The organism is Oceanobacillus longus, from assembly GCF_042650085.1.
GTDB lineage: Bacteria > Bacillota > Bacilli > Bacillales > Amphibacillaceae > Oceanobacillus > Oceanobacillus longus.
On sequence record NZ_JBHSAO010000012.1, the window covers coordinates 1 to 14,069 of the forward strand.

Here is a 14,069-nt window from a genome sequence, read left to right on the forward strand (position 1 = left end):
TAGCTTGTTACTTTCTCAAAAAGTAAAACTTAATGAGTTGTTTTAGAAAGAAAAACAAGTTTTCTTTTCTGTGACATACTGGTTGTTTTGTTCAGTTTTCAAAGAGCAAATTTGTAAGTCGCTTTTCTGAAGCAACTACAATAGCATACCATAAAGCAGTTTGTGTTGTCAACAATGAATTTATTTTTTGTTAGTAATAATTTCTGTGACAGCTTTTACATGTTAGCACTTCTAAGATTGAAAGTCAATAGTTCACCAGAAGAAGTGTGATGGGCCTGAGTGGACTCGAACCACCGACCTCACGCTTATCAGGCGTGCGCTCTAACCAGCTGAGCTACAGGCCCATATTTAAATATGGAGCGGGTGAAGGGAATCGAACCCTCATCATCAGCTTGGAAGGCTGAGGTTTTACCACTAAACTACACCCGCATATAAAAAAGAATTACGTTGAAGTTACAATCTATCTAATAGAAAGAATCGACACTAAATTTCTGGTCGGGAAGACAGGATTCGAACCTGCGACCCCTTGGTCCCAAACCAAGTGCTCTACCAAGCTGAGCTACTTCCCGATAATAAATGGTGCGCCCGAGAGGAGTCGAACCTCTAACCGCTTGATTCGTAGTCAAGTACTCTATCCAATTGAGCTACGGGCGCCTAAAAGCGAACCTCTTAAAACTAACATTTTCTAATGAAGATAGCAAGCATTTTTTTGAAGAAAGTGCGGTCGAGAGGATTTGAACCTCCACGGGTTATTCACCCACTAGGCCCTCAACCTAGCGCGTCTGCCATTCCGCCACGACCGCGTATGATCAATACTATTTAAACCCAAGCTCCTAAAATGGATACAAATGAAGGAGTTGAACTCCCACGTCCGCAATCGACACTAGAACCTGATTCAAGTAAATGATGAGCCATGAAGGATTCGAACCTTCGACCCTTTGATTAAAAGTCAAATGCTCTACCGACTGAGCTAATGGCTCATATAAAATGAGTTTTCTTGCTAAACAAGCATGTTCATCTGGTTGACCCCTGCTTCTGAAAGCTAATTCAAGGATGTTTCGTGCATCGGGGTTACTCGCAGATTATTCGGTGGAATTATTGCTCGTTGCTCTACCGACTGAGCTAATGGTTCATGTAAAATGAGTTGTGGAATTCAGGAATAAAAAAATACTATTCTTTAAATAGTATTTACTTCTTTTATAAATAAAATGGCTGGGCCACCAGGATTCGAACCTGGGGTACACGGGATCAAAACCCGATGCCTTACCGCTTGGCTATGGCCCAACTAATGGCGGTCCGGACGGGACTCGAACCCGCGACCTCCTGCGTGACAGGCAGGCATTCTAACCAACTGAACTACCGGACCTAACTATTTTTTATTTAAAAGAAAGATGACCCGTACGGGATTCGAACCCGTGATACCGCCGTGAAAGGGCGGTGTCTTAACCACTTGACCAACGGGCCATAATAAAATGGCGGAGAAGGAGGGATTTGAACCCTCGCGCCGCTCACACGACCTACACCCTTAGCAGGGGCGCCTCTTCAGCCACTTGAGTACTTCTCCATATGGCTCCACAGGTAGGATTCGAACCTACGACCGATCGGTTAACAGCCGATTGCTCTACCACTGAGCTACTGTGGAATAATAATCATTACGCCTGAAATCATTCACTAAAGAATAATTATAGCAACGAGAAATATAATACAATAAATTTATTTAATTGTCAAATCTTATTTCCGTGATCGCTAACTCATAACAGCGTTAATTTGTTAGCTTATTTAATTTAACATGGATGACATTTTTCGTCAATCGATTATTACATTTTTTTACAAGAACTGCCTTTTCCGTTATTACTTTTGAAAGATTAGTTCTCCACGGCACTTGCCACACCTGTACTTTTCTACATTAACACGCCGCCTTCTGTTATAAACATGATGACACTTATTACATTTGTACTTATATCTATACTCTATCTTTTCAGTTGGTAGTGGGTTACAATGCCTCGGTGACCCGGTCTCTTTTAAAAGGTTTCGGAAGTCTTTATCACGATGCTTATATCCTTTTCCTTCTATATGAAGATGATAATGACATAATTCATGTTTGATAATGCCCATAAACTCATGTTCATCCATGTCCGTTACATACCGGGGATTCAATTCAATTAACTTTTTAGCAGGGATATACCTACCTCCAGTTGTTCTCAAACGATGATTGAAGCGTACATCATGCCGGAATGGTTTATGGAAATATGTTTCCGATAGTTTATTTACCAGTTCAAATAAAACCTTTTCTTCTAATAATGCCATTTTAAAATTACTTCCTTATATCTTAATCTGCATCTATTTTAACATACAATATCTAAAATGGTATCTTACGCTTCCACATAATATGTATTTATTATAAGAACTTTTAAGCTTTAGATCTGTTAATCCACCTACTCATGCTCACTTCACTATAAATCATCTCTACCATCCTTTTCTCAATTAATTATCTCAATTGATAATACTTTTGTTTGGAAAATGTATATTCTTATTCCATTTGGTTGATAAGATGAACGTATTGGAAAGATTAATTGGTTTTATGAGAATGTGCTATTAAAGCATTATTTGATTTTCCAGCTAAAAATTTGCCGATATTACCTAACTACATTTATAGTAATCTGGTAATTATTGTGTTATTATAATTATTGTATTTAATAAACAGGAGGGATACTATATATGAGTGAAAAAGACCTAAATAAAAAGAAAATGACCACTGCATTCGGTGCTCCAGTACCAAACGATGATGATGCAAAAACTGCTGGCCCTAGAGGTCCGTTAGTAATGGAAGATTATTGGTTCCTTGAAAAAATGGCGCATTTCGATAGAGAAGTAATTCCAGAACGTCGTATGCACGCAAAAGGATCCGGTGCTTATGGTACGTTAACAATAACGAATGACATTACTAAATATACAAAAGCTAGAATCTTCTCTGAAGTCGGCAAGAAAACTGACATGTTTGCTCGTTTTTCAACTGTTGCGGGTGAACGTGGTGCAGCAGATGACGAACGTGATATTCGCGGAACAGCATTGAAATTCTACACAGAAGAAGGTAACTGGGATTTAGTTGGGAATAATACACCTGTATTTTTCTTCCGTGATCCGAAACGTTTCCCTGACCTTAACCATGTTGTAAAACGTGATCCGAAAACGAATCTGCATAACCCGGAAGCTAACTGGGATTTCTGGACAAACCTACCTGAAGCTCTTCACCAAGTTAGTATTGTCATGAGTGACCGGGGAATTCCAAAAACTTTTAGACATATGAACCTATTCGGCAGTCACACATATAGCATGTTTAACGCAGACAATGTGCGTACATGGGTTAAATTCCACTTCTACACAGAACAAGGTATTGAAAACTTGACTGACCAGGAAGCTGAAGCAGTAGTTGGTAAAGACCGTGAAAGTAATCAAAAAGATTTATATGAAAATATCGAAAAAGGCAATCTACCGAAATGGAAAATGTACATTCAAGTAATGACAGAAGAAGAAGCACGAAATATGCCTTATAACCCATTTGATTTAACTAAAGTTTGGTACAAGGACGATTTCCCGCTTATCGAAGTAGGCGAATTGGAATTAAATCGCAATCCAGAGAACTATTTTGAAGAAGTAGAGCAAGCTGCTTTTGCTCCGACAAACATTGTTCCTGGTATTGGTTTCTCACCAGATAAAATGTTACAAGGTAGACTATTCTCCTATGGGGATGCACAACGTTATCGCCTAGGTGTTAACCACTGGCAAATTCCTGTTAACTATCCAAAAAATGCGGAAAACTTCCATCCATATCATAGAGATGGTGCAGGAAGAGTTATACCTTATGGTGGTGGCCAAATTTCTTATAGCCCGAATAGCTATGGAGAATGGCAAGATAGTAAGGAACATCAAGAACCTGCATTAAAACTTGGTGCGGATGTTGATTACTATGACTTTGATAAAGATGATGATCTTTATTTTGAACAACCAGGTAAACTATTTAGATTACAAAGCCCTGAAGCACAACAAAGATTATTTGAAAACACTGCACGTGCTATGCAAGGTACTACAAAACAAACACAACTACGTCATATTAACAACTGCTATAAAGCCGACCCAGCTTACGGTAAAGGTGTAGCAGATGCATTAGGTATTCCGATGAGTGAAGTGAAAGCTGCTAACGAAGAGTTAGTTTAATACTAACAAGCAGTCCAAGAAAAGCTTTGGACTGCTTGTTTTATAAAGGCTGGTTACTGCAAAGTAATCAGCCTCTTTCTATTTAGTTATCACTTTTAACCATCGATAGAGCAATTCTTCCTTTATTCGCATCGATTTGTTCAACCCAGACGGTAACGACATCTCCAACTGAAGCAATATCCATGGGATGCTTCACAAATTTATTTGCCATTTTGGAAATGTGCACAAGTCCATCTTGCTTCACGCCAATATCAACGAACACTCCAAAATCAACGACATTACGAACTGTTCCTTGCATCTCCATACCCGGTTTCAAATCTTCCAGCGTCATCACGTTTTGCTTCAGAAGTGGTTGTGGAAAATCATCACGAGGATCTCGCTCCGGTCTACTTAGTGCATCCATGATATCCATTAAAGTCGGTTCACCGATTTCTAAGTTTGCTGCGACTTCACTTTTATTCAGACTATTCATCTTATCTCGCAATTTTTCTGAACCAATGTCAGACAACCCACAACCGAGCATTTTTAACAACTTCTTCGCATTGGTATAGCTCTCCGGATGAATTGGTGTTCGATCTAGTGGATTATCTCCATCAATGATCCGTAAAAAACCAATTCCCTGTTCATATGTTTTCGCACCGAGTCTTGGTATTTTCTTTAATTGTTTACGGTCTGTGAATTTCCCTTCTTCATTTCTCTTATTCACAATATTGTTAGCGACTGTTTTACTTAGACCTGCTACATATTGCAATAAGGAAGATGAAGCAGTATTAACATTTACTCCAACCTGGTTAACAGCTGTTTCTACTACAAATGTTAAAGACTCATTTAACGCTTTTTGAGCTACATCGTGCTGATATTGACCAACCCCAATCGATTTTGGGTCAATTTTCACTAGCTCCGCCAATGGGTCCTGAACCCTACGCGCAATAGATGCGGCACTTCTTTCCTCTACTTGTAAATCAGGGAACTCTTCGCGAGCCAAAGCTGAAGCCGAGTAGACACTTGCTCCTGCTTCATTCACAATAATGTAAGGAATCGTTAGCTTGTTATTTGTAATTACTTCGGAAATGAAGTGTTCGGTTTCACGTGATGCTGTCCCATTTCCGATTGCTATCAATTCGATTTGATACTTCTCTATTAATTTCATGACCATTTTTTCCGACCCAACAGTGTCATTTTTGGGTGCGGTTGGATACATGACACCAACTTCATGTACTTTTCCTGTCTCATCAATGACAGCCAGTTTACATCCTGTCCGAAAAGCTGGATCAACTCCAAGTATTGTTTTCCCTTTTAATGGAGGCTGCAACAATAAATTTTTAAGATTAATGGAGAATACTTCTATCGCTTGTTCTCCAGCCTTTTCCGTTAGGCTATTGCGAATTTCACGCTCAATCGATGGCTGAATCAACCGTTTATAGCTATCTTCTAATGCATTCGTTAAAACCTCGGCCAACTTTTCGTCGGTAGTTCTTTTTATAACTTTCTTCTGAAGAAATTGGGTTACACGTTCTGCGGGTGGTTCGATTACCACTTTAAGAATATCTTCCTTTTCTCCACGATTTAATGCTAAAATACGATGGGACACAAGGGAACGGACAGACTCACTGTAATCATAGTACATTTCATAAATACTTTTTTCGTCTTTTTCTTTATCTTTTACTTCTGACTGGATCGTTCCCCGTTTAAAGGTTTCTTCACGAATATAATCGCGATATTCAGCATCATCAGAAATCCATTCTGCAATAATGTCATTTACACCCGAAATAACTTCTTCAATTGTATGTAATTCATGCTCTTGGGAAAAGTACTTTTCCACTTCCTTTTCCAATTCAAATGGAGATGCTTGCTTCCAAATAAGTTCCGCAAGTGGTTCCAGCCCTTTTTCCTTCGCAATGGTTGCTTTGGTTCTCCGCTTCTGTTTATAAGGACGGTACAAATCTTCCACACGTTGAAGCTGTGTCGCCTGATTTATTTCCTTTTCGAGATCTTCGGTTAATTTCCCTTGTTCTTCAATGATTCGGAGCACTTCTTGCTTTCTATCAGAAAGATTAACCGCATAATGCCATTTGTCCTGTACAGCTTTAATCTGCACTTCATCAAGCCCGCCAGTAAATTCTTTACGATACCTTGCAATGAAAGGGACCGTATTTCCCTCATCTAATAATGCAATTACTTTTTTAACTGTATTTGTATTTACTTCTGTTTCTTTGGAAACCCATTTTATAAGATTTTGATCTAACTGTTCTTCCACGGTTGTTCCTCCTTCATGTACCAATCTATTTTACCAAAAATAATTATGTTTTCCCAATCAGGCTATATATTGAAGACCAACACAAAAAAAGACCGACATCTCGTCAGTCATTTAGATGATTCGGCTACATATCTCATAGCAATTAATGTGGTATCATCCATTCTGATTTTATCACTCAACTGCTCATATGTTTTTGTAATACTCTCCACGCTCTTGTTGGTAAAAAAGCATTGCGATAATTCTTTATCCTGCACACCATCAGAGAACATAATAAAATTCATATTTGATTCCAGTTTCTGTTTCATTACCTTAAACGCCCGATGATGTCCAGCTAAATATCCACCGACGGGAATATTACGTTTTTTCAACTTCTCTTCTGTTATAGACATTATTCCGATATTACCAATGGAAGAAAAGGAAGAAATATGATTTTTGAAATCCAATTTTAAGATCCCCACAACTACTCCGCGTTTTCCGAGCAGTTGCGAATTACATACTTTCACCAACTGTTCGACGGTTGCATGAATATTACTTTTAATAATATCGATAACGATTTGGGAAGATTCCTTCGCGAACTCTCCGCTACCCAGCCCATCTGCAATTACGCATACAAATTCATTCTCAGTTTCTGTATAAAAATAACTATCTCCACATTGATAGTTCCCCTTTTTTGGTTTTTGATAGACAGAAACCTCCACTCTATTTTGGGAACTCAATCGAAAACCTCCGAACTTTCAGACTGAATTGCTTCGCGAAGTTTTCTGAGTGAGCGTCTTTGTAATCTCGATACATGCATTTGGGAGATACCTAGCAACTCGCCTGTTTCTTTTTGACTCATATTTTTAAAATACGTGCACTCCAATATCTCTTGTTCACGTTCAGATAGAATGGGGAGAATCTTCTCAAGCATCATTCTTTGTTCGGTATTCTCATAGCCATTCTCATTATTTCCAACTAGATCAAGAATTGCTACCGTACTACCGTCTGAATCAGCCTCAATTTTTCGGTCTACGGACAGAGCTTTATAGCTTTTGCCCATTTCCATTGTTTCCAGTATTTCTTCTTCAGACGCTTCCAAATAATCAGCAATCTCACTAACTGTTGGAGATTCTTGATTCATCGTCGTTAACTCATCAACTGCTTTTTTTATCTTTGGACCCAATTCTTTAATACGACGAGGCACATGCACACTCCATGTCTTATCACGGATAAAACGTTTTATTTCGCCTATGATTGTTGGGATTGCAAAGGATTCAAATGATTTACCAAATGCTGGATCATATCTTCTGACTGCCGCCAATAGACCTATCATTCCCACTTGTACTAGATCTTCATGAATCGCACTGTTTTTAGAATACTTTCGAGCTATTGATCCAACCAGGTCTTTATAGGTAAGTACAATTTTCTCTTGGATTTCCTCATCTTTAGGCTCTTTTTGGAGATATTCAATCCATTGATAAACCTCATCTCTACCTCTATTGTGTGGTTGAGATTTGGTCGCCATCGATGTCCACCTCTTTTTCGCTAACATATTTTGTCATCAAAACGATAACACCATAACTATTATTGATTTTGACCTCATCCATTAAAGCCTCAATTAGGAATAATCCAAAACCGCCTTCTCTAAGATTTTCAACCGGTTCACTACTTTTATATGGACCTGTACCATTTTTTATCTCTGTCAAATTAAAACTACCACCATGATCAGCAATCATGATTTCAATACGATTTTCATATACACCGAAACCAATGGTTATTTCACCTTGATCATCTTCGTTATAGGCATGGTTAACTGCATTTGTTATAGCCTCAGATACTGCGACTTTCAAATCTTCAATATCTTCATAGGAAAAACCCATTCTATTTGCAATGCCAGACATCGTTAAACGCACAACACCCACATACTCAGCTTTAGCAGGAACTTTAATTTCTATAAAATCAAATCTTTCCATTACTCATTTCCACCCCGAATCGTTGCTTTTATATCTATAACCTCATCCAAACCTGTAATTTCAAAAATACGATGTACTCTATCTTGTAAATTGATTAATGTTAATGAGGAATTGCTTTCCTTCGTGGATTTTAAAGCACTTATGAAAACTCCCAATCCCGTACTATCCATGTAATTAACATTCTCCAAATCTACTTCTACAATCCTACCATCCACCTTCGTTAGCGGAAGTAAAGCCTCTTTCAGTTTCGGGGCGGTATAAGCATCTATTTCACCTGCTACATGTAGTATGGACTTTTCAATTCCATCCACCACTTTTACTGTTAAATTCATTTTATACCTCCTAATACAATAGTTAATTATGTAGAATTTCCTACATCAAACAACGAACAAGCTATTAATATTTGTATTTATCCTAACATTCCTTATGAAAAGTACTTACCCGTTAAAACGAAACCTTAAACATCTTTTCTTAAAACCAATAAAGTAAAATCATCCCTTAACTGAAAATCCTGCAATCTTTCAAAATGTTTATAAACACTTTCCACCATCTGTTGTGCAGGTAAATCGGCATATTTATTTATAATATCGAGTACTTCCTGACTTTCAATAAATCTGTCGCCATCCCGGCACTCTGTGACACCATCAGTAAGTAAAATGACCATATCATTTTTATTAATGTCTATCTCATATTCATTATATTCCGTATCAGGTGACACACCCAACACTAATCCTTTTGTTTCAATTTCCTGAAAGGTATCCGTTTGTGAATTATAATAGTATCCAGGCTCATGACCAGCTGAAGAAAGGCGAAGTTTGCTTTCTGAAGGCATGTAATGCGCATAACACATTGTAATAAACATGCTTGGATCCACGTTCCGTTCCACAACCCTATTCAGATTTCTCAAAATTGATTTAGGACTCATAGATTCTTCCGGATAACTATCCATGGAATATTTAATCATCGACATACATAATGCAGCAGGGATTCCCTTACCAATCACATCTGCTATTGCAATACCTAAGGAACCGTTTTTCCCTTTCACAAAATGATGATAGTCACCGTTCATCTGATGAGCAGGGACACTAATAATGCCAATATCCAACCCTTCAATGGTAGGCTTCTTTGTTCCTAAAAGAGTTTTTTGCATATTTGCAGCAACCGATATTTCTGATTTGAGTAAATGTTTTTCCTCTCTTAACAATGGGATTTCCTGCATTGCAAGTCCATAAAAAATCATGGCTTCCAGTAGGAAATTCATGGAATGTTTATATTGTTCAGTAAGGTCAGGATTTATTTCCGCCATCGCCTGAATATGAAGGTTCACTATCTCTTCTGGCAAAATTTGGTTTTTTATAAATTCTTTACTAACCTTCTCTACACCATAGAGGGACTGTTCATCCTGTGATGCTAAATAGTATTTCAATAACTCTTTGTAATTCGTCGCATTTTTGCTTATAACTTCTTCCATTCATATCCCCCTAAAAAATTAAATAACAGGATAAAACTCTACAGGAAAGGTGTTTGCACAATAAAAACAAACACCTACTCTCTTCCTTTATTTAACGAACCCATTTCATTGTCTTTATTCGAGTTCCATTCCCAATCTCTGATTCAATATAAAATTCATCCATTAGACGTTTAACACCAGGAAGTCCTGCGCCGAGCCCACCTGAAGTAGTATATCCATCTTCCATAACTTGACTGATATCAGAAATCCCTGGTCCTGAATCTACCGCTGTCATACATAAACCACGATGTTCTATGTTGTCTATAATCTCAAAGCAAATTTGACCTTTTTCAGCATATAAGTATATATTACGAGCTAATTCGGATACTGCGGTAGCAATCCTAGCCTGATCGACCGTACCAAAACCTAGCTTTTTGGCCATCTCGCGTCCAAGCTGTCTTGCTCCCACTATATCCCACTCTTTATGAATGTTAACACAGGAGTTAGGCTCCATTTTTATACCCCCAATTCCTGGTGCAGCTTTATTAGCCCTTGTTCAAGGTCTAATGCCGTGGGTACATTTTGCAGATGAATACCTAAGTCAATTAAAGTCATTGCTACAGCAGGTTGAATACCGGTTAAAACTACTTTTGCCCCCATTAAATCTGACATTGAAACGACGTCACCTAAAACTTTTGCAATAAATGAATCTATAATATCTACAGATGTTAAATCTATGACAACGCCTGACGCTCCACTCTTATGAATTTTATCCAATAAATCCTCTTGAAACTGGATAGCGGTTTGATCGTCAATTTCCGTTTGAATCGAAATAAGCAAATAATTGTGTAGTTTGAGAATAGGAATTCGCATCAGTTTCACTCTCCTTGTAAAGAATCCATAATTTGTTCGATATTATTTTGTTTCGCCTCTATGTCCACAACATGGCGTCCGGTAATTTCCAGAGCCTTTGTGAATCCTTTTTTCAACGAACTTTTAGTAGGGAAATTACTCAAATCTATTCCTAGATTAACAATGGTTTGTGCAATTTCCGGACGTATCCCGACTAAAATGCACGTCGAACCTATTAACCTTACTGCTTCTGCGGCTTGAATAATATGATGGGCAACCATTGTATCGACCACCGGTACTCCAGTAATATCAATTAATACAACCTCTGAATTATGTTTAATTGCTCCCTCTAACAAGTTCTCCATGATTAATTTTGCTCGTTCTGTATCAATTGTTCCAATAAGCGGCATAATCGTTATACCTTCCATAACAGGAATCAACGGTGCGGATAGTTCCTGTAATGCTAATCGTTGAAGGGATAAAATATGCTCCCAGCTCCCGGAATATTCATTAACTAGTTCACGAATAATTGGCTCTACCCAATTATCCACACTTGTTAATACATTGGAGAAATAGTCGGAATCCACTTGATCGGATTGTGTAAGCAAATAGTCTGTTGATACTCTTCTGAAAACCTGTAACCCATCTGTTATATAACTTAAAGGCCAACCTAGATTGATTATTTTTTCAGAGAAGTCTTCAACCGCCTTCGTAGACCCTTGATTACGTATGCTTGTAAATATTACATTAACAAATTCACGGTTTGTACTTTCATATAATTCATCAGAAATTGCCGCCGTATAATTTCCCGATTTCAACGAATCAATTTCATTCATCCACTTTTGTACAATTGAATCACTATTATCAATGACTAACTGTTTGAATCTCGAATCCATCTTTTTACCTCCAATGGTGTTTTTATAACTATTTTTATAAAAAGTCTTTTAAATATTGTACCATACAAATAATCTACCAAAAAGTTTTACAATCACTTGTAATTTATGTGCATTTACTATGTGAATCAGACGTTTAAGTAAGAATGATATGTAATTGGTAAAATCAAATAACCATTTATATTTACCCTACTCTTTCATCTACTAAACCTACTTTTATTAAAAATCATAAAAAAACCCATTCTCACCGGAGAAGGGTCGTAGTTAATTTCCACTGTATACGTCTTTGAGTCCAAGACTGATTTCGACAGCTTGGTTAATTTTATCCATCATTTCTTTATCTAATTTTGTTATTTTATCAGTTAAGCGTTGCTTATCTAATGTTCTAATCTGCTCGAGCAGAATTACAGAATTCCTGTCAAATCCATAACGCTTGGCATTAATTTCTACATGGGTTGGCAATTTAGCCTTCTGGATCTGTGCAGTAATTGCTGCAACGATAACCGTCGGGCTGAAGCGGTTACCAATATCATTTTGAAGGATCAGTACTGGGCGTACGCCTCCCTGCTCTGATCCAACTACAGGGGATAAGTCAGCGAAATATACCTCGCCTCTTTGAACGATCAAATTATTACACCCCGATCACAGAGCGCTCTAGGGTGTTTTCAGCCTCCTCTTCAGCTTGAAAGGCTTCTGAAGCAATCGTTAAATTAATACGGCCCATTTCTTCATACCCACGTTGCATCGTTTCCTGAAATCGTTGGATATGCTCCTCTTTCTTATGGTTTAGGTAGCTTTCTGTTGCTTTACATATAAAATCGCTTAAATCGCTATTTTCATATTTCATTAACCCATCCACCTCATTCAGTAGGTTTTTTGGTAACTTAACCAAGATTTCTTGTAAGCTCTCTGACAAAACCATGCACCTCCGACAACTGTTAACGAACGATATAAATTTCTATTTAATCATAGCATTGAATTGGGTTGTTTGCAAAGGGGTTCTGGCGATTTTATAAAAAAAAGCCTGTTTTTGTCGTTTATTATTTATTACTCGTGGTAAACATTACTATTTATGGATAATTTAGAACCGGCAGAAGGTTTATGGATCTATAATCAACTTTAAGCACTCCTGTAAAATATATGCAATTCCATTCATTTCATGCATAGTAATTCTAAGAACCAAAAGAAGGCAGGCCGCACTTACAAAGCGAGCCTGCCTGATATTTTTTGATTTATTTTGCAACCTGCCCCTGAACGGATTGTGCGACTTGAATCATCTCTTCCCTTGTCAGCTCATCACTTGCCAACGTAAAATCTGTCCCATTGTAGCTCCATTGTAGTGTATTATCAGAAAGCGCTGCAATCGTATTACCCAAATTTACGATTTCGCCATTCACTTCCTGCGGAGATGATAAAACCGGTGCCGTATGATTAATTTCTTCAATTAAAGTGAAATTCTTGTCTCCTTCAAATGTCAGAATAACCCGGCTCCCGTTTTCCAGTTCTACTTCTTTCTTTTCCATATTCTCTGATCCAGCTGTAAATAAAGGATATAGCACGGTTAAATCTTCACTAGCAGTTTCTTGAACCTGACCAGCTGTTTCTTCGTCAGCAGAATCACTGCTTGTCATATTTTTTTCCATCGTAAAATCATCTTCATTGAAAGACGGATCCATTTCAAAATTGGAGAAATTCACTTCCACTAATGCATTTTGATCCTTGTCCAATACTTTTACCATGGCAGGGGTGTATGTGTCTTTATCAAAATATACCTCCTGAGAAGGTAGATTATTGTTACTTTGATAATTTGTTTTCGTTTTAAATATATAATGGTTTTCAGTCGTCTCAAATGCAGCTTCTGTATCTTTAAATACATCGTTTACAAGAGATTGATACAAATAAGGTTGGCTGCTGTTTTCCGGCCATTCCGTTTGAAACTTAAAGCTTTTATCAAGTGCAGGCGTTAATACAAAAACACCATCTTCATTCTTAAGAATAATTTGGCTTTCCTTTTGATCAAGACTGTTCTCCAATGCTACCCGGTAAAAATCTTCCTTTTGATGCCATATTTCAATATTGAATTTTTGTTCTTCCTGTCCTGTATTCATTGCCATTTCGGCTTTGGCCTTATATCCTGTCATCTCTTCCATGTTTTTTTCCAATTTAGCAAGAACATCTTCCTGTGACTTTTCACCACAAGCTGCCAGTAACAATACCAATAAGGCTAAAATAAAAGCCACGCGATAAGCATAGATCTTTTTCATCGACATATCTCCCTTGTCTCGATTAACAAAGGGAACATCATCATCACACGCAATTTTCAAGAACATGTACGATACACTTTTGATATACCATCTTACATATAAGTGCTTCTTGCTAACCTGTATATCCGCTAATTTCCCATGAATAAAACAGGCATTGCAAAACAGCATCAAAACTACTTTGGTTCT

Annotated in this window: 14 protein-coding genes and 11 tRNA genes; 1 reads left to right on the forward strand and 24 read right to left on the reverse strand. The window is 37.6% G+C overall.

The genetic code is table 11. The features are described from left to right. Nucleotides 1-270: 270 nt before the first annotated feature. The 12 genes from ACFOUV_RS16070 to ACFOUV_RS16125 all read right to left on the reverse strand — a co-directional run bounded on the left by ACFOUV_RS16070 (nt 271) and on the right by ACFOUV_RS16125 (nt 2,307). Nucleotides 271-344, reverse strand: a tRNA-Ile gene (locus ACFOUV_RS16070). A gap of 11 nt (nt 345-355) precedes the next feature. Further along, nucleotides 356-429, reverse strand: a tRNA-Gly gene (locus ACFOUV_RS16075). Between the two features lie 63 nt (nt 430-492). Beyond that, nucleotides 493-569 (reverse strand) — tRNA-Pro (locus tag ACFOUV_RS16080). An 8-nt stretch (nt 570-577) separates the two neighbouring features. Next, nucleotides 578-654, reverse strand: a tRNA-Arg gene (locus ACFOUV_RS16085). A 65-nt stretch (nt 655-719) separates the two neighbouring features. After that, nucleotides 720-803, reverse strand: a tRNA-Leu gene (locus ACFOUV_RS16090). Nucleotides 804-907: 104 nt separating this feature from the next. Then, nucleotides 908-980 (reverse strand) — tRNA-Lys (locus ACFOUV_RS16095). 229 nt (nt 981-1,209) lie between these two features. Then, nucleotides 1,210-1,284 (reverse strand) — tRNA-Gln (locus ACFOUV_RS16100). Between the two features lie 5 nt (nt 1,285-1,289). Next, a tRNA-Asp gene (locus tag ACFOUV_RS16105) sits at nt 1,290-1,366 on the reverse strand. 26 nt (nt 1,367-1,392) lie between these two features. Further along, nucleotides 1,393-1,464 (reverse strand) — tRNA-Glu (locus ACFOUV_RS16110). Nucleotides 1,465-1,473: 9 nt separating this feature from the next. Continuing rightward, nucleotides 1,474-1,564 (reverse strand) — tRNA-Ser (locus ACFOUV_RS16115). Between the two features lie 3 nt (nt 1,565-1,567). Continuing rightward, a tRNA-Asn gene (locus ACFOUV_RS16120) sits at nt 1,568-1,642 on the reverse strand. Between the two features lie 209 nt (nt 1,643-1,851). Next, nucleotides 1,852-2,307, reverse strand: a complete 456-nt coding sequence (locus tag ACFOUV_RS16125; RefSeq protein ID WP_379497812.1) for a SprT family protein — start codon at nt 2,305-2,307, stop codon at nt 1,852-1,854. Between the two features lie 411 nt (nt 2,308-2,718). Here ACFOUV_RS16125 and ACFOUV_RS16130 point away from each other — a divergent pair, with 411 nt between their 5' ends. Continuing rightward, nucleotides 2,719-4,215 (forward strand): catalase, encoded by a 1,497-nt coding sequence (locus tag ACFOUV_RS16130; RefSeq protein WP_379497813.1) that lies wholly within the window; start codon nt 2,719-2,721, stop codon nt 4,213-4,215. An 82-nt stretch (nt 4,216-4,297) separates the two neighbouring features. Here ACFOUV_RS16130 and ACFOUV_RS16135 read toward each other — a convergent pair whose 3' ends face one another. The 12 genes from ACFOUV_RS16135 to ACFOUV_RS16190 all read right to left on the reverse strand — a co-directional run bounded on the left by ACFOUV_RS16135 (nt 4,298) and on the right by ACFOUV_RS16190 (nt 13,883). Then, nucleotides 4,298-6,472: a Tex family protein gene (locus ACFOUV_RS16135; protein ID WP_379497814.1), complete on the reverse strand. Its 2,175-nt coding sequence runs from the start codon at nt 6,470-6,472 to the stop codon at nt 4,298-4,300. Nucleotides 6,473-6,579: 107 nt separating this feature from the next. Continuing rightward, nucleotides 6,580-7,188, reverse strand: a complete 609-nt coding sequence (locus tag ACFOUV_RS16140; protein WP_379497815.1) for a protein phosphatase 2C domain-containing protein — start codon at nt 7,186-7,188, stop codon at nt 6,580-6,582. Then, nucleotides 7,185-7,976, reverse strand: a complete 792-nt coding sequence (gene sigB / locus ACFOUV_RS16145; RefSeq protein WP_379497816.1) for an RNA polymerase sigma factor SigB — start codon at nt 7,974-7,976, stop codon at nt 7,185-7,187. The genes ACFOUV_RS16140 and sigB overlap by 4 nt, the downstream gene beginning before the upstream one ends. Further along, complete coding sequence (rsbW, locus tag ACFOUV_RS16150; protein ID WP_379497817.1) at nt 7,948-8,424, reverse strand: anti-sigma B factor RsbW; 477 nt, start codon at nt 8,422-8,424, stop codon at nt 7,948-7,950. Before rsbW ends, sigB begins: the two co-directional genes overlap by 29 nt. Beyond that, nucleotides 8,424-8,756, reverse strand: a complete 333-nt coding sequence (locus ACFOUV_RS16155; protein ID WP_379497818.1) for an STAS domain-containing protein — start codon at nt 8,754-8,756, stop codon at nt 8,424-8,426. The genes rsbW and ACFOUV_RS16155 overlap by 1 nt, the downstream gene beginning before the upstream one ends. A gap of 125 nt (nt 8,757-8,881) precedes the next feature. Further along, nucleotides 8,882-9,895: a PP2C family protein-serine/threonine phosphatase gene (locus ACFOUV_RS16160; protein ID WP_379497819.1), complete on the reverse strand. Its 1,014-nt coding sequence runs from the start codon at nt 9,893-9,895 to the stop codon at nt 8,882-8,884. 91 nt (nt 9,896-9,986) lie between these two features. Beyond that, entirely contained in the window at nt 9,987-10,388 is a 402-nt protein-coding gene (locus ACFOUV_RS16165) for an anti-sigma regulatory factor (protein WP_379497820.1), read from the reverse strand. A gap of 2 nt (nt 10,389-10,390) precedes the next feature. Further along, nucleotides 10,391-10,747 (reverse strand): STAS domain-containing protein, encoded by a 357-nt coding sequence (locus ACFOUV_RS16170; RefSeq protein ID WP_379497821.1) that lies wholly within the window; start codon nt 10,745-10,747, stop codon nt 10,391-10,393. 5 nt (nt 10,748-10,752) lie between these two features. Further along, nucleotides 10,753-11,622 (reverse strand): RsbT co-antagonist protein RsbRA, encoded by an 870-nt coding sequence (locus tag ACFOUV_RS16175; protein WP_379497822.1) that lies wholly within the window; start codon nt 11,620-11,622, stop codon nt 10,753-10,755. A 261-nt stretch (nt 11,623-11,883) separates the two neighbouring features. After that, entirely contained in the window at nt 11,884-12,246 is a 363-nt protein-coding gene (locus ACFOUV_RS16180; RefSeq protein WP_379497823.1) for a type II toxin-antitoxin system PemK/MazF family toxin, read from the reverse strand. A 4-nt stretch (nt 12,247-12,250) separates the two neighbouring features. Then, a complete protein-coding gene (locus tag ACFOUV_RS16185) occupies nt 12,251-12,535 on the reverse strand; it encodes an antitoxin (protein WP_379497824.1) in 285 nt (94 codons plus the stop codon). A 316-nt stretch (nt 12,536-12,851) separates the two neighbouring features. Then, nucleotides 12,852-13,883, reverse strand: a complete 1,032-nt coding sequence (locus tag ACFOUV_RS16190) for a LolA family protein (protein WP_379497825.1) — start codon at nt 13,881-13,883, stop codon at nt 12,852-12,854. Nucleotides 13,884-14,069: the final 186 nt, after the last annotated feature.

Excerpts from the sequence above, each read along its gene's own strand:
- ACFOUV_RS16165 (WP_379497820.1), bottom strand. The coding sequence starts at position 10,388 with ATGGAGCCTAACTCCTGTGTTAACATTCATAAAGAGTGGGATATAGTG.
- ACFOUV_RS16175 (WP_379497822.1), bottom strand. The coding sequence starts at position 11,622 with ATGGATTCGAGATTCAAACAGTTAGTCATTGATAATAGTGATTCAATT.
- ACFOUV_RS16170 (WP_379497821.1), bottom strand. The coding sequence starts at position 10,747 with ATGCGAATTCCTATTCTCAAACTACACAATTATTTGCTTATTTCGATT.
- ACFOUV_RS16130 (WP_379497813.1), top strand. The coding sequence starts at position 2,719 with ATGAGTGAAAAAGACCTAAATAAAAAGAAAATGACCACTGCATTCGGT.
- rsbW (WP_379497817.1), bottom strand. The coding sequence starts at position 8,424 with ATGGAAAGATTTGATTTTATAGAAATTAAAGTTCCTGCTAAAGCTGAG.
- sigB (WP_379497816.1), bottom strand. The coding sequence starts at position 7,976 with ATGGCGACCAAATCTCAACCACACAATAGAGGTAGAGATGAGGTTTAT.
- ACFOUV_RS16190 (WP_379497825.1), bottom strand. The coding sequence starts at position 13,883 with ATGAAAAAGATCTATGCTTATCGCGTGGCTTTTATTTTAGCCTTATTG.
- ACFOUV_RS16125 (WP_379497812.1), bottom strand. The coding sequence starts at position 2,307 with ATGGCATTATTAGAAGAAAAGGTTTTATTTGAACTGGTAAATAAACTA.
- ACFOUV_RS16155 (WP_379497818.1), bottom strand. The coding sequence starts at position 8,756 with ATGAATTTAACAGTAAAAGTGGTGGATGGAATTGAAAAGTCCATACTA.
- ACFOUV_RS16160 (WP_379497819.1), bottom strand. The coding sequence starts at position 9,895 with ATGGAAGAAGTTATAAGCAAAAATGCGACGAATTACAAAGAGTTATTG.